At 71.4% G+C, this 19902-nt stretch carries 15 protein-coding genes; 8 read left to right on the plus strand and 7 right to left on the minus strand.

Annotation, left to right across the window (positions count from 1 at the left end; all coding sequences use genetic code 11):
• Positions 1 to 163 precede the first annotated feature (163 nt).
• Complete coding sequence (locus ABIA33_RS15335; protein ID WP_370081654.1) at positions 164 to 1093, plus strand: RecB family exonuclease; 930 nt, start codon at positions 164 to 166, stop codon at positions 1091 to 1093.
• Between the two features lie 12 nt (positions 1094 to 1105).
• Positions 1106 to 1777 (plus strand): response regulator, encoded by a 672-nt coding sequence (locus tag ABIA33_RS15340; RefSeq protein ID WP_370081656.1) that lies wholly within the window; start codon positions 1106 to 1108, stop codon positions 1775 to 1777.
• 109 nt (positions 1778 to 1886) lie between these two features.
• Here ABIA33_RS15340 and ABIA33_RS15345 read toward each other — a convergent pair whose 3' ends face one another.
• The 3 genes from ABIA33_RS15345 to metH form a co-directional block, all read right to left on the minus strand.
• Positions 1887 to 3536 carry an ABC transporter substrate-binding protein gene (locus ABIA33_RS15345; RefSeq protein WP_370081658.1) on the minus strand — a complete coding sequence of 550 codons (1650 nt, stop codon included), beginning with the start codon at positions 3534 to 3536 and terminating at the stop codon, positions 1887 to 1889.
• A gap of 300 nt (positions 3537 to 3836) precedes the next feature.
• On the minus strand, positions 3837 to 4544 hold the full coding sequence (locus ABIA33_RS15350) for an HAD family hydrolase (protein ID WP_370081660.1): 708 nt from the start codon (positions 4542 to 4544) through the stop codon (positions 3837 to 3839).
• 117 nt (positions 4545 to 4661) lie between these two features.
• Positions 4662 to 8156, minus strand: a complete 3495-nt coding sequence (gene metH / locus ABIA33_RS15355) for a methionine synthase (RefSeq protein ID WP_370081662.1) — start codon at positions 8154 to 8156, stop codon at positions 4662 to 4664.
• Between the two features lie 253 nt (positions 8157 to 8409).
• Between metH and ABIA33_RS15360 the strand changes: the two genes are divergently transcribed.
• The 4 genes from ABIA33_RS15360 (at position 8410) to ABIA33_RS15375 (ending at position 13619) form a co-directional block, all read left to right on the plus strand.
• Positions 8410 to 9309, plus strand: coding sequence for a PAC2 family protein (locus tag ABIA33_RS15360; protein WP_370081664.1), 900 nt, complete (start codon positions 8410 to 8412; stop codon positions 9307 to 9309).
• Positions 9310 to 9594: 285 nt separating this feature from the next.
• Positions 9595 to 10071 carry a DUF6643 family protein gene (locus ABIA33_RS15365; RefSeq protein ID WP_370081666.1) on the plus strand — a complete coding sequence of 159 codons (477 nt, stop codon included), beginning with the start codon at positions 9595 to 9597 and terminating at the stop codon, positions 10069 to 10071.
• 102 nt (positions 10072 to 10173) lie between these two features.
• Positions 10174 to 11001, plus strand: a complete 828-nt coding sequence (locus ABIA33_RS15370) for an MOSC domain-containing protein (RefSeq protein ID WP_370081668.1) — start codon at positions 10174 to 10176, stop codon at positions 10999 to 11001.
• A 155-nt stretch (positions 11002 to 11156) separates the two neighbouring features.
• Positions 11157 to 13619 carry a right-handed parallel beta-helix repeat-containing protein gene (locus ABIA33_RS15375; protein ID WP_370081670.1) on the plus strand — a complete coding sequence of 821 codons (2463 nt, stop codon included), beginning with the start codon at positions 11157 to 11159 and terminating at the stop codon, positions 13617 to 13619.
• Here ABIA33_RS15375 and ABIA33_RS15380 read toward each other — a convergent pair.
• On the minus strand, positions 13582 to 15990 hold the full coding sequence (locus ABIA33_RS15380) for a hypothetical protein (RefSeq protein ID WP_370081672.1): 2409 nt from the start codon (positions 15988 to 15990) through the stop codon (positions 13582 to 13584). The two genes, ABIA33_RS15375 and ABIA33_RS15380, sit on opposite strands and share 38 nt — an antisense overlap.
• Before the next feature lie 123 nt (positions 15991 to 16113).
• On the opposite strand from ABIA33_RS15380, the gene ABIA33_RS15385 reads away from it, so the two are divergent.
• Together ABIA33_RS15385 and ABIA33_RS15390 are read left to right on the plus strand one after the other, a co-directional pair.
• Positions 16114 to 16947 carry a DeoR/GlpR family DNA-binding transcription regulator gene (locus ABIA33_RS15385; protein WP_370081674.1) on the plus strand — a complete coding sequence of 278 codons (834 nt, stop codon included), beginning with the start codon at positions 16114 to 16116 and terminating at the stop codon, positions 16945 to 16947.
• A gap of 91 nt (positions 16948 to 17038) precedes the next feature.
• Positions 17039 to 17545, plus strand: coding sequence for an SRPBCC family protein (locus tag ABIA33_RS15390; RefSeq protein ID WP_370081676.1), 507 nt, complete (start codon positions 17039 to 17041; stop codon positions 17543 to 17545).
• 39 nt (positions 17546 to 17584) lie between these two features.
• On the opposite strand, the gene ABIA33_RS15395 is transcribed toward ABIA33_RS15390, so the two are convergent.
• The 3 genes from ABIA33_RS15395 to ABIA33_RS15405 form a co-directional block, all read right to left on the minus strand.
• A complete protein-coding gene (locus ABIA33_RS15395; protein WP_370081679.1) occupies positions 17585 to 18322 on the minus strand; it encodes an ABC transporter permease in 738 nt (245 codons plus the stop codon).
• A complete protein-coding gene (locus tag ABIA33_RS15400; RefSeq protein ID WP_370081681.1) occupies positions 18319 to 19134 on the minus strand; it encodes an ABC transporter ATP-binding protein in 816 nt (271 codons plus the stop codon). Before ABIA33_RS15400 ends, ABIA33_RS15395 begins: the two co-directional genes overlap by 4 nt.
• A gap of 84 nt (positions 19135 to 19218) precedes the next feature.
• On the minus strand, positions 19219 to 19851 hold the full coding sequence (locus ABIA33_RS15405; RefSeq protein ID WP_370081683.1) for a TetR family transcriptional regulator: 633 nt from the start codon (positions 19849 to 19851) through the stop codon (positions 19219 to 19221).
• Positions 19852 to 19902 lie beyond the last annotated feature (51 nt).

Consider the following 19902-nt stretch of genomic DNA (forward strand, 5'->3'; position numbering starts at 1 on the left):
GCCGTGAACACGCGTGCGCGTCGACGAGCCCTGTGGGGGGCGTGGGCCACGCTACGCGGTCGTGCCGACAGGGGTGCGCGCGGCTTGCGCACCCATGGGACTACTACCCCCGGGAAGGGGTGGTTACCTGCACGCTGTCGGTGGCTGGCCATAGGGTCGGGCCATGCACCCGTCCGAGCCGGCCCTCACTACTGCCGCCGTCACCACCGCCGAACGCCCCACAGGGGTGCCGGTGGCGCTCTCGCCCTCGCGCGCGGGCGACTTCATGACCTGCCCGCTGCTCTACCGGCTGCGCGTGATCGACAAGATCCCGGAGCCGCCCAGTCCCGCCGCGACCCGGGGCACGGTGGTGCACTCCGTGCTGGAGCGCCTGTTCGACGTCCCGGCCGGGCAGCGGACGCCGGAGGCGGCGCGGGCGCTGCTGCGGCCCGAGTGGCAGCGGCTGCTCGCGAAGCGGCCCGAACTGGCGGAGCTGTTCCCCGAGGCGGCGGACGCCGACTCCGGCCCCGACTCCGGCGGCGCCCGCTCGGAAGGCGCCGAGCTCGCCGCCTGGCTGGCCGATGCGGAGAAGCTGCTCGACGGCTACTTCCGGCTCGAGGATCCGAACCGCCTCGAACCGGCCGAGCGGGAGTTGTACGTCGAGACCGAGCTCGAGTCCGGGCTGCGCCTGCGCGGCTACGTCGACCGGGTCGATGTGGCGCCGACCGGCGAGATCCGGGTGGTGGACTACAAGACCGGGCGCGCGCCCTCGCGGGACTTCGAGGGCAAGGCCATGTTCCAGATGAAGTTCTACGCCCTGGTGCTGTGGCGGCTGCGCGGCGTGGTGCCGCGCCGGCTGCAGCTGGTGTACCTGGGCGGCGGTGGCACGGTGGTGACCTACGATCCGGATCTGGCGGACCTGCAGGCGGTGGAACGCAAGCTGCTGGCGCTGTGGGAGGCGATCCAGCGGGCGCTGGCGACGGGTGAGTGGCCGGCGAGTCGCAACCGGCTGTGTGACTGGTGTTCGTTCCAGGCGCTGTGCCCCGCCTTCGGCGGCACCCCACCCCCGTACCCTTTGCCTGTGACAACCGCCCCCGACCCGGGGGACCTATGAGTGGAGCGAGTTGTGGCGATCCGAGTGCTGCTGGTCGATGACCAGCCGCTGCTTCGTACCGGTTTCCGGATGATCCTGGAGGCCGAGGCGGACATCGCGGTGGTCGGCGAGGCCGGTGACGGCCAGCAGGCGCTGGACCAGGTGCGGGCGCTGCAGCCCGACGTGGTGCTGATGGACATTCGGATGCCCCGGATGGACGGGGTGGAGGCGACCCGCCGGATCGCCGGTCCCGGCCGCGACGGCCCGGCGAAGGTCCTGGTGCTCACGACCTTCGACCTGGACGAGTACGTGGTGGAGGCGCTGCGGGCGGGTGCCAGCGGCTTCCTGCTGAAGGACGTCCCCGCGGAGGAGCTGGTCCAGGCCATCCGGGTGGTCGCGGACGGCGCGGCGATGCTGGCGCCGAGCGTCACCCGGCGACTGCTCGACATGTACGCGGGCCGCCTGCCCTCGGGCGAGGAGGCCCCGCCGCCGTCGCTGGCGACGCTGACCGATCGCGAGGTCGAGGTGCTGAAGCTCGTCGCCCGCGGCTTGTCCAACGCGGAGGTCGCCGGCGAGCTGTTCGTCAGCGAGACCACCGTGAAGACCCATGTCGGGCACGTGCTCACCAAACTGGGCCTGCGTGACCGCGTGCAGGCCGCAGTGTTCGCCTACGAGAGCGGCCTGGTCCGCCCCGGCGCGAGCTGAGACCGGGCGCCGTCCAAACGGCGGAGGGCCGGTCGGAGCGTATCGCTCCGACCGGCCCTCCTTTCTGCGGCGTTCTTCGGCCTTCTGCGGCACCGAGAGCGCTGCAGGGTCAGCTCTTGCCGATCATCCAGAAGCGCATGATCGCGGCGGCGTCCAGGGTGAGCGGCACGCCGGTCACGTTCGCCTGGGTCACCACGTACTGCTTGTTCTGCCACAGCGGGATGAACGGTGCGTCGATCGCGATCTGCTTCTGGATCTCCAGGTAGGTGTCGGCCGTCGCCTGGTCGGCGCGGTTGACCTCCTTGAGGCTCTGCGGAACCAGCTGGTTCATGATCTTCGGGCTGGCGTAGTGGCTGCCGAAGACGCCCGGGTCACCCATGAACGGCGAGATGTAGTCGTCCGGGTCCGGGTAGTCCGGCTGCCAACCGGTGGTGGATGCGGGAACCTGACCGCCGCTCCAGAGCTGGCCGAGCTCGTGCAGGGTCGGCACCGAGGCGAGGGTGACCTTGAAGATCCCGCCCACCTCGAGTGCCTTCTTGATCTGCTCGGCTTCGGCCTTACCGGCCGACGCGTTAGCCGTGTAGGTCATCGTGAAGCTGATCGGCAGGTGCACGCCCGGCAGCGTCTTCTTCACCGCGTCCGGGTGCTCCGGCTCCTCGCCGTAGGCGGTCCAGAAGGCGGTGGTCTGGTCGCCGATGCCCTGCGGGATCACCGAGTAGAGCGGGGTGACCGTGTGGTTGTAGGCGTCGCGGGCGATGGCGTTGCGGTCGATCAGCCGGGCCACGGCCTGGCGCACCGCGATGTTGTTGAACGGCGCGACCTTGGTGTTCAGTACCATCATCCGGGTGTTGGTGCCGGCGCCCTCGATGACCTGCAGGCCCTTTCCGAGCTGCTGGGTGCCCTGCATGGCCACCACGTCGCCGGGCGCGAGGTCGTTGCTCGCGTTGAGGTCGATGTCACCGTTCACCAGGGCCGTCTTCACCTGGGCCGGGGTGTCGTAGTAGTTCAGCGTCATGCTGGCGTTCTGCGGCTTTGAAGCGGCGCCCTGGTAGTTCGGGTTGAGCGACATCTTGACCGAGACCGGCACCGGGTTGCCCTTGGCGTCCGGCTTGGTCTGCACCGAGTCGACCTTGTAGATGCCGGAGCCGACCACGTCGGTGCCGTTCATCAGCTGGGTGCCGGAGTAGGTCTTGGGGTCCACGATCTGGCCGACGCCGGAGGCCAGGCGGTCCGGGAAGGTCGCGTCCGCGGTGCTGAGGTGGAAGGTTATGTCCTGGGTTCCGCTGATCTCCACCGACTTCATGGTGTTGAGCAGGACGCTCACACCCGAGCCGTTGTCGGCCGGCTTCCCGTCAGCCCCCTTCTCCGTGCCGATCTTGATCACGCGGTCGAAGGAGAACTTCACCGCCGCGGCGTCCAGCGGGTCGCCGTTGGAGAACTTCAGCCCCGGGTTCAGCGTGCAGTGGTACGTCAGGTAGCTGCTGTCGGTGAAGTCGCACTTGTGCGCGGCGTCCGGCGACGGCACGTTGGCACCGGGCTGGTAGGTCATCAGCCCCTGGTACACGTTGTAGAACAACAGCCAGGAGCCGTAGTCGTAGGCGCCGGCCGGGTCAAGGCTTGAGTACGCGCTGACCGTGCCCATCGTGATCTTGGCACTGGGCCCCGCCTTGGCCCCGGTCGAAGCAGTGGAGCCGCACGCGGCCGTGGTTGCGAGCAGGCCGACGCAGCCGAGCGTCCCCAGTCGTTTCGCTGCTGACATGACTTCCTTCGTGTCCTGGCCGGCGCTGTGGACGCCGGAACCGGAGGGGTCGTACGACCGCGCCACCGCCCCGGAACGGGGTCGACCGCAGGCTGCAGCAGCGAGGCGTGAGGGGGCCGCGCGCCACCCGAGACACCACCGAGTGGGGTGTCGCACGGTTCGATCGCTCGTAGCGTGCCACACGATCGCCCCGGACCGCAGCGACCCCTAACCCAGGGTTCCTCTACGAAGGAAAATATTGCTATCTCTTGATATAAGATGCCCGATTTGGCGTTAGCAGGTAGTTACCTTGACACACCATCAGACGGGGCCCGCCGACAACGGGACCAGCCGCCGCAGCAGTGAAACGTCGAGCTCCTCGAGCGACCTGAGAACGGTCCGCCCCGGGGCCTCGTCGATGGGCGTGACCGAGGGCACGGCGACCACCCGGCAGCCCGCCGCCTCCCCCGAGCGCACGCCCGTGGGCGCGTCCTCCACCACGACGCAGCGCGTCGGGTCGGCCCCCAGCCGGGCCGCGGCGAGGAGGTAGGGGTCGGGGTACGGCTTGGTCCGCTCCACCTCGTCGCCGGCGACCGAGAAGGCGAAGTGATGCTCGCCGAGGGTCTTCAGCACCAGGTCGATGATCCGGCGGTGCGAGGCGGACACCAGCGCGGTGGGGACCCCCTCGGCGGCGAGCTCCGCCAGGAGTTCCAGCGCCCCCGGACGGACCGGCACGCCATGGCTGATCAGCTCGACGAAACGGTCGTTGATCATCGTCCCGAGCTGCTCGGCCGTCAACGGAATCCCGCTCACCGCGAGCAGGTGGGCGACCACCCTGCTCATCGGCCCGCCGACCACCACCGCCCGGTCGGCGTCGTCGAGGCGGTGGCCGAACTCCGCGAGCAGGCCGCACTCGGCCTCCCACCAGAAGTCCTCGGTCTCGACCAGCGTCCCGTCCATGTCGAGCAGGACGGCCTGCAGGCCGGTCGACTCACGGTCGACGGCGGGGAGAGTGGCAAGAGTGGTCACGGGCACACGCTGCTTTCCTGGTCAGGGCAAACCAGGATAAGGCCGACCGGCAAATGGTGGCTGGATGCGACGCCAGCCACCATGTGCCGGTCGGCCTGCGTCATGCGGGCGCCCGGGTCAACGTGCGTTGAAGTACTTGGCCTCCGGGTGGTGGATCACGATGGCGTCGGTGGACTGCTCCGGATGGAGCTGGAACTCCTCGGAGAGCTCCACGCCGATCCGCTCGGGGCGGAGCAGCTCGGCGATCTTCGCGCGGTCCTCCAGCTCGGGGCAGGCGCCGTAGCCCAGGGAGAAGCGCGCGCCCCGGTACTTCAGGGCGAACATCTCCTTCATCTCCGCGGGGTCCTCGCCGGAGAAGCCCAGCTCGGCGCGGACCCGGGCGTGCCAGTACTCCGCCAGGGCCTCCGCGAGCTGCACCGAAAGACCGTGCAGCTCCAGGTAGTCGCGGTAGGAGTCGGTCTTGAACAGCTCGTTCGCCGCCTCGGAGATCCTGCTGCCCATGGTGACGACCTGGAAGGCCACCACGTCCTTCTCGCCCGACTCCTCGGGCCGGAAGAAGTCCGCCAGGCACAGCCGGCGCCCGCGCCGCTGCCGGGGGAAGCCGAACCTGGTCCGCTCCTTGCCGTCCTCGCCCAGCACCACCAGGTCGTTGCCCTGGGAGACGGCCGGGTAGTAGCCGTAGACGACCGCAGCCTCCAGCAGGCCCTCGGTCTGCAGCCGGTCCATCCACATCCGCAGCCGGGGGCGGCCCTCGGTCTCCACCAGCTCCTCGTACGTGGGGCCGCCGCTGCGCGCGGCCTTCAGCCCCCACTGGCCCTTGAACAGGGCGTCCTCGTCCAGCCAGGACGCGTACTCGTTGAACCCGATGCCCTTGACGATCCGGTCGCCCCAGAACGGCGGGGACGGCACCGGGTTGTCCAGGGCGACGTCCGAGCGGCGGGTGCTCTCCTCCGGCTCCTCGACCTCGACCTTGGCGTGCCGCCGCTGCTTGAGCTCGGGCAGCACCGCGCCGGGCACCCCGCGCTTGACCGCGATCAGGGCGTCCATGAGCCGCAGGCCCTCGAAGGCGTCGCGGGCGTAGCGGACCTCGCCCTGGTAGATCTCGTGCAGGTCCTGCTCCACGTACGCCCTGGTCAGAGCGGCGCCGCCGAGGATCACCGGGAAGTCGGCCGCCATCCCGCGCTGGTTCAGCTCCTGCAGGTTCTCCTTCATGATCACCGTGGACTTCACCAGCAGCCCGGACATGCCGATGACGTCCGCGCGGTGCTCCTGCGCGGCCTCCAGGATCGCCGAGACCGGCTGCTTGATCCCCAGGTTGACGACCGAGTACCCGTTGTTGGACAGGATGATGTCCACCAGGTTCTTGCCGATGTCGTGGACGTCGCCCTTGACCGTGGCCAGCACGATCGTGCCCTTGCCCTCGGCGTCCGACTTCTCCATGTGCGGCTCCAGGTAGGCGACCGCGCCCTTCATCACCTCGGCCGACTGCAGCACGAACGGCAGCTGCATCTGGCCGGAGCCGAACAGCTCGCCGACCGTCTTCATGCCCTCGAGCAGCACCGTGTTCACGATGTCCAGCGCGGGCATCCCGGCGAGCGCCTCGTCCAGGTCCGCCTCCAGGCCCTTGCGCTCGCCGTCCACGATCCGGCGTTGCAGCCGCTCGTCCAGTGGCAGGGCGGCCAGCTCCTCGGCCTTGCCCGCACGCACCGACGCCGCGCTGACGCCCTCGAAGAGCTCCAGGAAGCGCTGCAGCGGGTCGTAGCCCTCGGCGCGCCGGTCGTAGACCAGGTCCAGGGCGACCGTGCGCTGCTCCTCGGGGATCCGCGCCATCGGCAGGATCTTCGCCGCGTGCACGATCGCCGAGTCCAGCCCGGCCTCGACGCACTCGTTCAGGAACACCGAGTTGAGCACCATCCGCGCTGCGGGGTTCAGCCCGAAGGAGATGTTCGACAGGCCCAGCGTGGTCTGCACGTCGGGGTGCAACCGCTTCAGCTCGCGGATCGCCTCGATCGTCTCCAGGCCGTCCTTGCGGGACTCCTCCTGGCCGGTTCCCAGCGTGAACGCCAGGCAGTCCACGATGATCGAGGACTCGTCGATGCCGAACCGCTCCCCCAGGTCCGCGATCAGCCGCTCGGCGATGGCGACCTTGGTCGCGGCGGTACGGGCCTGGCCGTCCTCGTCGATGGTCAGCGCGATCACCGCCGCTCCGTACTCCTGGGCCAGGGCCGCGATGCGCCCGTAGCGGGACTCCTCGCCGTCGCCGTCCTCGAAGTTCACCGAGTTCAGCACCGCGCGCCCGCCGAGCATCTGCAGGCCCGCCTCCAGCACCGGCGGCTCCGTGGAGTCGAGCACGATCGGCAGCGTGGAGGCCGTCGCCAGCAGCCCCGCCAGCTTCTTCATGTCCTGGACGCCGTCGCGGCCGACGTAGTCGACGCAGAGGTCGAGCAGGTGGGCGCCCTCGCGGATCTGCTCCCGGGCGATCTCCACGCACGCCTGCCAGTCCGCGGCGAGCATCGCCTCGCGGAACTTCTTGGAGCCGTTGGAGTTGGTCCGCTCGCCGATCGCCAGGTAGGAGGTGTCCTGCCGGAACGGCACCGACTGGTACAGCGAGGACGCCGCCGCCTCCGGCCTGGGCTCGCGGGCGACGACCGGACGCCCCTGCACCCGCTCCACGACAGCACGCAGGTGCTCCGGGGTGGTGCCGCAACAGCCGCCGACCAGGCCGAGGCCGTACTCGCGGGTGAACACCTCGTGCGCGTCCGCGAGCTCGCCCGGCGTCAGCGGGTAGTGCGCGCCGTCCTTGCCCAGCACCGGCAGGCCCGCGTTGGGCATGCAGGAGAGCCCTACCCGGGCGTTCTTGGCCAGGTAGCGCAGGTGCTCGCTCATCTCCGCGGGGCCGGTCGCGCAGTTCAGCCCGACCAGATCGATCCCCAGCGGCTCCAGCGCGGTCAGCGCCGCGCCGATCTCCGAGCCCAGCAGCATGGTGCCGGTGGTCTCCACGGTCACCTGCACGATCACCGGCAGGTCGAGTCCCGCCTCCCGCAGCGCCTCCTTGGCGCCCAGCGTCGCCGCCTTGGTCTGCAGCAGGTCCTGGCTGGTCTCCACCAGGAGCGCGTCCGCGCCACCCGCGATCAGACCGGCCGCGTTCAGCCGGAAGCCTTCCTTGAGGTCCGCGTACGGCATGTGCCCCAGCGTCGGCAGCTTCGTGCCGGGACCCATCGAGCCCAGCACCCAGCGCTGGCGCCCGTCGCCCGCGGTGAACGCGTCCGCGACCTCGCGGGCCACCCGCGCGCCGGACTCGGACAGCTCGAAGATCCGCTCGGGAATGTCGTACTCGCTCAGCGCGGACAGGTTCGCCCCGAAGGTGTTGGTCTCCACGCAGTCCACGCCGACGGCGAAGTACGCCTCGTGCACGCCCCGGACGATGTCGGGCCGGGTCACGTTCAGGACCTCGTTGCAGCCCTCCAGGCCCTGGAAGTCCTCCATCGACGGGTCCTGGGCCTGCAGCATGGTGCCCATCGCACCGTCTGCCACCACCACGCGCGTGGTGAGCGCCTCGCGCAGGGCGGTGGCCCGCTGCTGGGCCGAGGTCTGCTGGGGGATGGTCGTCATGGAGCTGCTCCCTGGGTGCGACGGCTGTCGACTCGCGCGGTGACGCGCGCGCCCAGCTTAAGCGTTTCGCCTGACCGTGGTCCTTCCACGCCGCACTGTGGACACTCAGCGTGAACCTGCTCCGCCCGAGCCCTGTCGCTCGCCCGGCCGTAAGTGCGGCGTCCGGCCGGGGTGCGGGCATGCTTCGCCGTAGGCTTGGGCACTTACAGTCCGTGGAACGCGCTGTTCCACGGCACGAGGAGGGAGGCCCTTGGTGATCGAGCTCGAGGACATGCCCGAGCTCATCGACCCGGTCATGGTGGCCGCGTTCGAGGGCTGGAACGACGCAGGCGACGCCGCGTCGTCCGCGGTGGCGCATCTGGACGAGATCTGGGAGGGCAAGGTCTTCGCCGCCCTGGACGCCGAGGACTACTACGACTTCCAGGTGAACCGGCCGACGGTGTGGATGGACGAGGGCGTGCGGCGGATCACCTGGCCCACGACCAGGCTGTCGGTGGTGCGGGTGACCGAGCCGAAGACCAGGGACGTGGTGCTGATCCGCGGCATCGAGCCGAGCATGCGCTGGCGCTCGTTCTGCCAGGAGCTCCTGGGCTTCGCGCATGAGCTCGGCGTGGAGATGGTGGTGATCCTGGGCGCGCTGCTCGGGGACACCCCGCACACCAGGCCGGTGCCGGTCAGCGGGGTCACCTCGGACGCGGATCTGGCGCAGACCCTGGACCTGGAGGAGAGCCGCTACGAAGGGCCCACCGGGATCGTCGGGGTGCTGCAGGAGGCGTGCGCGCACGCGGGCATCCCTGCGGTGACGTTCTGGGCGGCGGTGCCCCACTATGTCGCGCAGCCGCCGAACCCCAAGGCGACGCTGGCCCTGCTGAACAAGGTCGAGGACCTGCTGGACGTACGCATCCCGCTGGGCGAGCTGCCGGACGACGCGCGGGCCTGGCAGCTCGGGGTGGACCAGCTCGCCGCTGAGGACAGCGAAGTCGCGGAGTACGTGCAGCAGTTGGAAGAGGCCAAGGACACCGCGGAGCTGCCGGAGGCCTCGGGCGAGGCCATCGCCCGGGAGTTCGAGCGCTATCTGAAGCGCCGCAACAACCAGCCGCCGCGGCACGAGGCAGGTCCCGGCAAGGCCAGTGAGGGCGATTCCGGGGAGTGATCGCTTCCGGTCCGGTAGGCGCGGCCGGGTGCCCGCGCCTACCGGACCGGGTGAACGGACGGGCTGATCGGCGGACGCCGGTCAGCCCAGGCCGCTACCGGAACGAACGGTGGTTCGGTTAACAATCCGTGAAGATGGCGGGCAGGCGGCAGTGGCGGCGATGCCGGGATCTGACCTTTTTTCATACTTTCGACCTCTTAGGCGATCTCCGGCCACTGAGAACACTCGAACTCCCTACCTTTCCACTCTCCTCAGCAGGCACATTGTGGGCTTACCGTATGCGTCATGACCTCCCCTCGTGCCTACGACGGAGTTGGCTACTACGCCCCGTCCTTCGCCTCGGACACCCCGATCTACGACAGCCTGGTGGCTGAGCGGGGAGTCCCCCAGATCGCTCCGATCAACGTGCCGGCGGCCCTGCCGCCCGCCTACGACTCGAACTTCCGCTACGACGGTGGTGGCGGATACGGCTACGGCAGCGCTTACGGCAGCGGCGCGCCCGCGCTTCCGGTGCAGCGGCTGGCCCTGGGCCCGGGGCCGAGCAGCCCGGGCTACGGGATGCCGAGCCAGCCCCAGTACGCGCCTCCGCCGTACATCCCGCAGCAGGCCGGCCCGGGCCAGCGCTACCCGGAGCAGTACGGGACGCCGCCGCAGCCCAACCCCATGTACCAGCGGCCGGTCGCGCCCGTGGCGCCGCTGCGTCCGGTGCAGTACCAGGAGCAGTACCCGCCGCAACAGCGAGGCGGGTACCAGGGGTACTGACCGTCCGGGGGGACCAGGTCATAGGGGCCGATCAGCCATGTGCTGGTCGGCCCCTGCACATCTGTCGCGCGATAGGGGTCGCACGACTGGCACCATTGGCACATGCCGCAGCTCACCGATCTTCGGATCCACCCCGTGAAGTCCTTTGCCGCCGTGCCTGTGGAGCAGGCGGAGGTCGAGCCCTGGGGACTGGCCGGGGACCGCCGCTGGATGCTGGTGGACGGCGCGGGGACGATGGTGTCGCAGCGCGAGGACCCGAGGCTGGCCCGGCTGGCCGCCACCCTTGCGGACCCGGACACGCTGGTCGTCAGCTCGGGCGACGACACCCTCAAGGTCGGCACGCCGGACGGGCCGCTGCTGCGGGTGAAGCTGTTCGACCAGGCTTTCGAGGCGGTCGACGCCGGCGACGAGGCCGCCCGCTGGTTCAGTGAACTCCTGGGCGGGACCTTGCGGCTGGTCTACCTGGACGAGGCAGCCCGGCGGCCCACCGAGACCCCCACCAGCCTCGCCGACGCATATCCGCTGCTGCTCACCACTCCCGCCTCCCTCGCCGCCCTCAACGAGCTGATCGCCGCCGACCACCCGGACGACCCGGTGAAGGGCGCCGCCGTGCCGATGAACCGGTTCCGTCCGAACGTGGTGGTGGACGGGGCGGACGCCTGGGCCGAGACCGGTTGGCGCCGGGTGCGGATCGGCGAGGTCGAGTTCCGGGTGGTGCAGCAGTGCGGGCGCTGTGTGATGACCACACTGGACCAGGAGACCGGCGCGCGCCGCGGCCCTGAGCCGCTGCGGGCGCTGGGGCGGCACCGGAAGTTCGCGAAGACCCTCGCGTTCGGCATGCATCTGGCACCGGCGGGCCGCCTCGGCACGCTGCGGCTCGGCGACCGGGTCACGGTGCTCGAGGAGGGGCCGCTCCCCACGCCGGAATGACGGTTCGCCCACGGAGGTTGAGTGGGAGTCAGCAGGGAGTCGGAGCGGGAGGGCGACCGATCGCCGTCTGGCTCGTTGAGTGGGGAGAGGGGCGCGGGCGGGTGCCGGAGGCAGTACCGTGGGCACCACGAGGGAGCTGGGGGCAGCGGATCACCATGGGAGCAGGCGTGGTACGTGTGACGCTTGACGGAGCCTCCCGGTGGCGACGACGCTCCGGCGAGTACCCGACGATGGCGGAGGCGCTGACAGCAGCCGAGCCTGGGGACACGGTGACCATAGGGGCCGGGGTGTTCCGCGAGAACGTCGTGGTCGACAAGCCGCTGACGATCCGTGCGGCCGGGGGCCCCGGGTCGGTGCGGATCGAACCGGCCGCGGGCACCGCGCTGACGCTGCTGGCCTCCGCATCGGTGCACGGTCTGGTGCTGGAGGGACAGGACGGTTCCGCCCCGGCGGTGCTGATCGCCTCGGGCGAGGGCGAGTTGGCGGACTGCCGGGTGGTCACCCGGTCCTCGGTGGGCATCGAGGTACGGGGCGACGCGCACCCCTCGGTGCGGCGCTGCACGGTCGACAACTCGGGTGGCCTCGGCATCAGGGTCGCCGAGGCCGCCGCCGCCGTGTTCGAGGAGTGCGAGGTCCTCGCCGCAGGCCAGGCCGGGGTGGTCGTCCGAGCGGGCGCCACGGCGCGTCTCGAGCGCTGCCGGGTGCACCACACGAGCGGGGCCGGTCTGGTGCTGACCGGAGAGGGCAGCACCGTCGACGCGGTGGGCTGCGAGTTCTACGAGATCAACGGGAACGGCGTGCAGGCCGAGGACCGGGCGGTGGGGCGGCTCGCCGACTGCGCCGTCCACCGGGTCACCGACAACGCGCTGATGCTGGACACCGAGGCTGAGCTGACCCTGACCGACAGCCGCATCCACGAGGTGCCGGAGAACGGGGCCGACCTGCGCGGCCGTTCGATGCTGACGCTGGAGCGCACCACGTTGAGGTCGTTCGGCCGGAACGGCCTCTCGGTGTGGGACGCGGGCACGGCGGTGGAGGCGGTCGGCTGCGAGATCCGGGACAGCACCGGGGACTATCCGGCGGTCTGGGTGAGCGACGGCGCTCGGGTGAAGCTGACCGACTGCAGGGTGCACGACGTTCCCGACGCCCTGTTCGTCCTGGACCGGGGATCCACCGCCGAGGCCGTCGACTGCTCGTTCACCCAGGTGCGGAACACGGCCGTGTCGGTGAGCGACGGCGCGACCGTGCGGCTCGACCAGGTCCGGGTCCAGGACGCCAACACCGGCCTGTGGTTTCGCGACCACGGCAGCGGCGGGCTGCTGACCGGGTGCGAGGTCGCGGACGTGGCCACGGGCGTGATCGCGACCAAGGGCGCCGACCCGGTGCTGCGCCGCTGCACGGTCCGGGGCAGCAGCGAGGCCGCGGTGTACGTGTCGGCGAGCGGCCGGGGCACCTTCGAGGAGTGCGTGGCCACGCAGGGGAAGGGCTTCGGCTTCCATGTGATCGACGGCTGCCGGACCGTGCTCACCCGCTGCAGGGCGGAGCAGAACGCGCGCGGCGGCTTCGAGTTCTCCGAGCCGGGTCCGGTCGTGGACGGCTGCGTCTCCGACGACGCCAGGGCCCCGGAGCGGCCCGCCGAGCCGGTGCGGGCCACCACCTCGACCGCCTCGGCCTGGCGGGACGCCGCGCCCGCGGTGCCGGTGGCGCGCAGGGAGGCGCTGGTGGACGCCGCCCCGCAGATCGCGCCGCTGCCCGACTGCCGCCCGGCCGAGGAGGCGCTCGCCGAGCTGGACTCGCTGATCGGCTTGGACACGGTCAAGCAGGAGGTCCGGACCCTGATCGACCTGATCTCGGTCGGGCGCCGGAGGCAGCAGGCCGGGTTGAAGGCGCCCTCGCTGCGGCGGCACCTGGTCTTCACCGGCTCCCCCGGCACCGGCAAGACCACGGTCGCCCGCCTCTACGGGGAGATCCTGGCGTCGCTGGGTGTGCTGCAGCGGGGCCACCTGGTCGAGGTCGCCCGGCTCGACCTGGTCGGCGAGCACGTCGGCTCGACCGCCCAACGGACCGCGGAGGTGTTCCAGCGGTCGCTGGGCGGGGTGCTGTTCATCGACGAGGCCTACGCGCTGGCCCCCGAGGACGGCGGCCGGGACTTCGGCCGGGAGGCGATCGACACCCTGGTGAAGCTGATGGAGGACCACCGGGACGAGGTGGTGGTGATCGTGGCCGGATACACGGTGGAGATGGAGCGCTTCCTCGCATCCAACCCGGGGGTGGCGTCCAGGTTCTCGCGGACCGTCACCTTCTCCGACTACTCGGCGTCGGAGCTGCTGGAGATCACCCGGCGTCAGGCCTCGGAGCACGAGTACGCGTTGGCGGACGACACGGCCGAAGCACTGCTCGAACACTACGCCGTGATTCCCAAGGGCCCCTCGTTCGGCAACGGGCGCACCGCGCGGCAGGTCTTCGAGACCATGGTCGAGCGGCACGCGGTGCGGCTCGCGCAGGTCGCGGAACTGACCACGGAGCAACTGCAACTGCTGCTGCCCGAGGACCTGCCGCTGGCCCAGGGGCAACCGGCGGTCACAACTGACGCAGCAGCACGTCGCGTTCCCGGGTGAAGCCGGGGTCGGCGCGGTAGTCGGAGTGCGCGTTGATCGGGACCGGCAGCGGGTGCTCCGAGTCCCGGTCGTAGACCAGCGGGTCGACGAACGGGGGCGCGTCCACCGCCTGGGCACCTGGTGGCACCGGGACCCGCACCGGGCCGCCGATGGGGTCGGTCACCCGGAACAGGTTGCGCCAGTAGGGTGCATCACGGTGCAGCCGGGCGAGATCGTCCTGTCCCATGAAGGCGGGAAAGAACCGGCCGTAGAGGCGCTGCAGCGGGCAGCCGTAGGTGAGCAGGGCGACCCGGGCGCGGGTCTGCGGGTCGAGCTGCCAGACGGCGGCGGCGGCGAGCACGGTGCCCTGGGAGTGCCCGGAGAGCACGAGGCGTCGCTCCGGATCGGCGGCGAGCCAGGTGCGGATGCGCCAGTCGAGGTCGGGGACGGCACGCTCGGCGTAGCAGGGCGGCGCGAAGGGGTGCGCCGCGCGCGGCCAGAAGGTGCCGATGTCCCAGAACACGCCGACGGTGCGCCGGGTGGCCACCTGCTTGTAGGCGGTGCGGCCGAGGCCGACCAGAGCGACCGCGAACGCGCCGACCAGCCAGCCGCCGAGGGACTGCAGGGTCGTGGCGGCATAGGAGATGATCGTGGGCTCCGCGTGGGCGGCGAGCGAGGGGGTCCGGTCGCTGAGCAGCGCGCCCGCGAGGGAACCGCCCGCGAGCAGGAAGGCGAGGAAGGCGACGGCGCCGATGAGTACGGGCCCCGCGTCGGTCAGGCGCGCCCGGGCGAGCACCCCGGCGATCTGGGCGGTGCGGGTGGCACTGACCTGGGTCCCGGTCTCGTACGCGGCGTTCACCTCGGGTTCCAGGTCGCGCTTCTGACGAGCCATCCGGATCAGGAGCCCGATCAGGAGCAGCGCGAGCAGGACGGCCAGGACGGGCACCCCGCTGCTGTGCCAGGTGAGCAGCAACGGCGGCCCCGGGAGGGTGACGCCCAGGGTGCCCCGGCCCATCAGCCACTGGGCGGCCCAGACGGTGGCGCCCGCAGTGAACAGGTTCCCGAGGCCGATGCCGAGCATGGCGGTGGCCGGTCCGGCGAGGCCGCGCAGTGCCGGTCCGTCGGGGCCGCCGAAGCTCACGTCGCCGTCCGGCGCAGGGCGGTCGGGGCCGGGGACGGTGATCGGATCCCGATGCGCAGGGGCGGGCCGGCCGGGGCCGGAGCGGAGCAGCAGCACTGCGGCGGCGGCGAGCAGCAGGACCAGGGCGAGCTGCAGCAGGCAGAGGACTGCGAAGGTGCCGCCCGCGCCGGGGAGCCTGCCGCCGGACCGCCAGCCGTCGCGGGCCCAGGCCGCGTACCCGGCGACCAGGACCAGCAGCGCCAGGGCGGCCCAGTGCAGGTGGCGCAGCGCGAAGGGGTCGGGCCTGTCGTCCTGCTCGCTCTCGCGGCGCCTACTGCGCGCGAGCGCGATGAGCATGCCCGCGGTGAGGACGGCGAGCAGACCGAGCAGGGTCCAGCCGAGGGCTGCCAGCGGACCTGCGGTGGAGCGGTCGTAGCACAGGGCAGGGAGCAGCACCGCGAGCGAGACGATGAGCAGGCCGACGGCGACGTGGATCATGCGCAGCCGCCGGACCATCCGCATCCCGTACCAGAAGCCGGGCATCTCCATCGGTGGGGCGTCCGGCCCGTTGCCGTCGGGCGCGGGGCGCTGGGCCTCGTAGCTGGTCCAGGTGAGGTGGGAGAGCCACCAGAGCAGGCCGACCAGGCCGAGCGGGACCAGGGCGGCGAGGGCGAGTCGGCGACCCGGCTGGCTCCACCAGCCGCCGTGCGCGGCGGAGAGGAAGCCGAGCCAGGAGTGGTGGGCAGCGCAGGTCGCCGTCCCGGCGCACTGCCAAGCCGTCAGGTCGAGGGCGGCCTCGCAGGCGGCGGCGGTCAGCAGCGCGGTGAGGCTGGCGGCGATCACCCGCACGACGATGTCGTACAGCCCCTGCGCGCGGGCGGTGCGGGGCGCGGCGGGCCGGGTCCAGTGGGCGAGGTTGGCGAACATGAAGGGGAGCAGCAGCAGCCACAGGGCGCGGCCGGACGCTCCGGAGGTGAGCCCCGCCCAGGAGTACGCCTCCTCGACGGCGTCGCCGCGGTAGCGCTCGGGGTTCTCCTCGGCGTCCCGGTCGTGCCAGCGACGGTAGGTTCCGGCCACGGTGTCGCCGGTGAGCTGGATCAGGTGAGGGTCGGCGAGCATGGCCTGGGGTGTGGTTCCGCCGACTCCGTGGACCAGGAGTTCCAGTGCCAGTCCCGGCTGCTTCGTCGTGCCGTCCGCCTGATTCGCCATGGCCGCCCCCGCGCTCGACGTGGTGTCGTTGATGTTGTGCCGCTGCCGTTGTTCCAGCCGCATGATCCCGCTTTCTCGGCCGGTCCGCACCCTTCCGCACCGTTCCGGGTCATGAAGCGCATGGTCTGTGTCCGAGGGGCGTGCGAGGATGGCCCGAAGCAGCGGAGTACGGAGGGCAGTGCGAGGGTGGCCGAGAACAGCAATCTCCTGGCGGAGCAGCGGCGTGCCCTGATCCTGGACGAGGTGCGGCGACGCGGCGGCGTGCGGGTCAACGAGCTGACCCGGCGTCTGAACGTGTCCGACATGACGGTCCGTCGGGACCTGGACGCGCTCGCCCGGCAGGGCATGGTGGAGAAGGTCCACGGCGGGGCGGTGCCGGTGCTGGAGGCCAGCACCCACGAGCCGGGCTTCGAGGCCAAGTCGGCGCTGGAGCTGACCGCCAAGGAGGACATCGCCAGGGAGGCGGCGCGACTGGTCTCGCCGGGCAGCGCGGTCGCCCTGTCGGGCGGCACGACGACGTACGCGCTGGCGCACCACCTGGTGCAGGTCGAGGGTCTGACCGTGGTGACCAACTCCGTGCGGGTCGCGGACGTCTTCGAGCACGCGCTGCGGCACGGCGCGGCGGCCACCCCGCCGGCCACGGTGGTACTCACGGGCGGGGTGCGGACGCCGTCCGACTCGCTGGTGGGTCCGATCGCGGACCGGGCGATCCGCTCGCTGCACTTCGACCTGCTGTTCCTCGGCTGCCACGGCATCTCGCTGGAGGCCGGGCTGTCGACGCCGAACCTGGCGGAGGCGGAGACCAACCGCAGCTTCGTCGCCTCGGCACGGCGGGTGGTCGCGGTCGCGGACCACACCAAGTGGGGCACCGTCGGCCTGTCGACGTTCGCCTCACTGAACGAGGTGGACACCCTGGTCACCGATGTGGGCCTGCCGGTGGAGATCCGATCGGCGGTGTCCGAGCAGGTCCGCGAGGTGGTCATCGCCGGAGTGCAGGCCGGGCTCCAGCTGTCGGACTGAGGTCGGACCCGTCCGGCCCAGCTTATCTGACGCATCGTCAACTAGACTGTTCGCCCTGTCGACCGAGACTTCCTTGGACCTGGGGTGCGAGATGGCGAAGTTGCTGCGTCCGGTGACCGCGGACTTCCTGGACCGCGCGCCGACCAGGCTGGTCCTTGCGGCGAAGTTGCACGCCAAGCCGGACGACGTCTTCCGGGAGCTGAGCGAGGACGCCTCGACCTGGCCGTTGTGGTTCCGCGAGGTCCGCTCCGCCGGTTACACCGGGCCGCCCCCGTACGGGCCCGGCGCGGGGCGCGCGGTGACGCTGCACGGGGGCGTCCACTTCGTGGAGAGCATCGTCGTCTGGGATCAGCCGCACCGGTTCGTCTACCGGGTGGAGGAGACGAACCTCCCCGGCGTCCACGCCTGGATGGAGGAGTGGCTGCTCGCCCCGTCGGCGGAGGGTGGCACCGCGCTCCGCTTCACCATCGCGCTCGATGTCGCCCTACCGCTGCAGGTCGGGATGCGTCTCTCCCGACCCGGCGTCGCCCGTGCCATCCGGGTGGCGGCGGCCCGCCTCGACGCCCGTTGCGGAATCCCCGCGCAGCGGCGGCTCTAGCGTCTGGACCCTCAGGGCCGGGCCCTCCGGACTCGGCTGCTAGGCGGTGCGGCGGCGCAGCGTCGCCGCACCGAGTCCGAGGGCGAGCAGGACGCAGCCGACCACCACACTCAGGTCGAGCAGCGTCGCGCCCGGGACTCCGGAGTGGCTGGTCAGCCTGGCCATGGCATCGACGGCGTAGGACATCGGCAGCACGTCGGAGACCCCGTGCAGCACCGCGCCCATGGACGCGCGCGGGGCGAAGAGACCGCAGAGCAGGAGCTGCGGCAGCAGGAAGGCCGGCAGGAACTGGACGGCCTGGAACTCGGTGGCGGCGAAGGCGGAGAGGAACAGCCCCAGCGCGGTTCCGAGCAGGCCGTCGGCGAGGGCGACCACGAAGAGCAGCCAGCTGGGTCCGGCAATGTGCAGACCCAGCAGCCCGATGGTCAGCCCGAACGCGGCCGCCGCCTGGACCAGGGCGACCAGGCCGAAGGCGAGGGCGTAGCCGAGGAGCAGGTCGGCCTTGGCGAGCGGCATGGTCAGCAGCCGCTCCAGAGTGCCAGTGGTGCGCTCGCGCAGCGTGGCCACGGAGGTGACCAGGAACATCACGATCATGGGGAAGATGCCCAGCAGCGGCGCGCCGATCTGGTCGAACACCAGGGGCTCGCCGTCGAACACGTACTTGAGCAGGATCAGCAGCGCGCAGGGCACGACCAGGAGCAGCGCGAGGGTGCGCGGGTCGTGGCGTAGTTGGGCGAGGACGCGGCGGGCGGTGGCGAGGGTGCGGCGCAGGCTCATCGTGCGGCTTCCGTTCGTGCGGTGTCGCTTGCTGCGGCGTCGGTTGCCGAAGGGTCGGCTGCCGAAGGGTCGGCTGCTGCGGCATCCGTGACCAGGTTGAGGAAGGCGGCCTCGATGTCGGTCGTCCCGGTGGCGGCGAGCAGCGCCGTCGGGGTGTCGTTGGCGAGGAGCCGCCCCTCGCGCATCAGCAGCAGCCGGGTGCAGCGGATGGCCTCGTCCATGACGTGGCTGGAGACCAGCAGGGTGGTGCCGGCGTCGGCGAGTTGGTGGAACAGCCGCCAGAGATCCTGCCGCAGCACGGGGTCGAGGCCGACCGTGGGCTCGTCCAGCACCAGCAGCTCGGGCGCGCCGAGGAGCGCTGCCGCGAGCGAGACCCGGGCGCGCTGACCACCGGAGAGGCGGGAGACCGTCGCCTCGGCCTGGCCGGTCAACCCGACGAGTTCGGTAACCCGGGCGGGGTCGGTCCTGGGCGCGCCGAGGATGTCGGCGAAGTAGCGGAGGTTCTCGGCGACGCTGAGGTCGGTGTAGACGGATGGAGCCTGGGTGACATAGCCGACGCGGGCCCGCAGCGGGCTGCTGCCGGCGGGCTCGCCGAGGACGGTCACGGTGCCCGCGGCGATCTTCTGCACGCCGACGACGGAGCGGAGCAGGGTCGTCTTGCCGCAGCCGCTGGGGCCGAGCAACCCGGTGACCGACCCCCTGGGCACGTCCACGTCCAGGTCGTGCAGCACGGTGCGTCCGCTCCGGACAACGCGAAGCCCTCGGGCCCGGATGGCGGCGGCGGGAGGCTGGCCCGCCAGAGAATTCATCATGCGATGAGTTTCTGCTCGCGCCACTGCCCCTGTCAAGCGTCAGGCCGTTGTTCGGACAGCGGGTTGTCCGGACGGCGAGACTGTTCAGCTGTCCGCCAGGTAACGCTGCAGCGTGGGCGCGATCAGCGGCACCAGCTCCTCCGCCGGAGTCGAGGCCAGCGGTTCGACGGCGACCACATAGCGCGCCATGGCGAGGCCGATGATCTGCGACAGCACCAGTTCGACCCGCAACTCCGGCTGCGGCACCTCGAGTCCGTGCGCGATCCGGCGTACCACCTCCTTGAGGAAGAAGCCCCGCAGCAGCGCGGCGACCTCCTCGCTGCTGGCCACCGTTCGCAGCACGGCCAGCAGCCGGTCCCGCACCTCGGGGTCCTCCCACAGCGTCAGCACGAAGCGCGCGACGCGCTCGCCGACCCCGTCCCGGTCCCCCGCGATCACCTGGGCCGCCACGATCCTCGGGTCCACCGGGAAGTCCAGCACGGCCAGGAACAGCCGGTCCTTGCTGCCGAAGTAGTGGTGCAGCAGCGCCGGGTCCACGCCGGCCGCCCGCGCGATCCCACGCATGCTGGTCTTCTCGTACCCGCGCGCCGCGAACTCCGCCCGCGCGGCGGCCAGCACCACCCCGCGGGTGTCCGCCCCACCGGGCCTCCGGCCGACCCGCCGCCGGGGCGTGGGCCCGGTGCCGCTGTCCTCGCTGCTGTCCTCGGAAGAATTCACAAACTCATTATCAACTTCCGGGCAGACCACCGGCTTCGGGCGACGCCCGGG

Source organism: Streptacidiphilus sp. MAP12-16, assembly GCF_041262165.1.
Classification (GTDB): domain Bacteria; phylum Actinomycetota; class Actinomycetes; order Streptomycetales; family Streptomycetaceae; genus Streptacidiphilus.

Bases quoted from the DNA above. Each gene is read 5' to 3' on its own strand.
- ABIA33_RS15380 (WP_370081672.1), bottom strand. From the start codon at position 15,990: ATGCGGCTGGAACAACGGCAGCGGCACAACATCAACGACACCACGTCG.
- ABIA33_RS15345 (WP_370081658.1), bottom strand. From the start codon at position 3,536: ATGTCAGCAGCGAAACGACTGGGGACGCTCGGCTGCGTCGGCCTGCTC.
- ABIA33_RS15390 (WP_370081676.1), top strand. From the start codon at position 17,039: ATGGCGAAGTTGCTGCGTCCGGTGACCGCGGACTTCCTGGACCGCGCG.
- ABIA33_RS15335 (WP_370081654.1), top strand. From the start codon at position 164: ATGCACCCGTCCGAGCCGGCCCTCACTACTGCCGCCGTCACCACCGCC.
- ABIA33_RS15395 (WP_370081679.1), bottom strand. From the start codon at position 18,322: ATGAGCCTGCGCCGCACCCTCGCCACCGCCCGCCGCGTCCTCGCCCAA.
- metH (WP_370081662.1), bottom strand. From the start codon at position 8,156: ATGACGACCATCCCCCAGCAGACCTCGGCCCAGCAGCGGGCCACCGCC.
- ABIA33_RS15375 (WP_370081670.1), top strand. From the start codon at position 11,157: ATGGGAGCAGGCGTGGTACGTGTGACGCTTGACGGAGCCTCCCGGTGG.
- ABIA33_RS15370 (WP_370081668.1), top strand. From the start codon at position 10,174: ATGCCGCAGCTCACCGATCTTCGGATCCACCCCGTGAAGTCCTTTGCC.
- ABIA33_RS15400 (WP_370081681.1), bottom strand. From the start codon at position 19,134: ATGATGAATTCTCTGGCGGGCCAGCCTCCCGCCGCCGCCATCCGGGCC.
- ABIA33_RS15365 (WP_370081666.1), top strand. From the start codon at position 9,595: ATGACCTCCCCTCGTGCCTACGACGGAGTTGGCTACTACGCCCCGTCC.